This window comes from Pantoea sp. GbtcB22, assembly GCF_019091025.1.
In the GTDB taxonomy this organism is placed as follows: domain Bacteria; phylum Pseudomonadota; class Gammaproteobacteria; order Enterobacterales; family Enterobacteriaceae; genus Pantoea; species Pantoea leporis.
This window is the reverse complement of the sequence record NZ_JAGXKB010000588.1, coordinates 1-246: the sequence shown is the minus strand read 5'-3', so window position 1 is coordinate 246 and position 246 is coordinate 1. Positions and strand designations below refer to the sequence as shown.

General features: G+C 62.6%; 1 protein-coding gene. It reads left to right on the top strand.

Annotated elements, in window-relative coordinates:
• On the top strand, nucleotides 1-246 hold a 246-nt coding region (locus tag KVT28_RS26060), incomplete at both ends, for an MFS transporter (RefSeq protein WP_217551168.1).

Here is a 246-nt window from a genome sequence, read left to right as displayed (position 1 = left end):
CCTTCTGTTCGGCTTCACAGGATATCGTGTTTGTTGCCTGGAAGACCGATGTGCTGCCGCCGGAGGAGCGCGGCAGCGGCGCGGCAATCACCGTGCTGGGCTATCGTCTGGCGATGTTGGTTTCAGGCGGACTGGCGCTGTGGATTGCGGATCGCTACCTCGGCTGGCAAGCCCCATACTGGCTAATGGCGTTGCTGATGGTGCCGGGCCTGATCGTCACGTTGCTGGCGAAAGAACCGGTGGCGC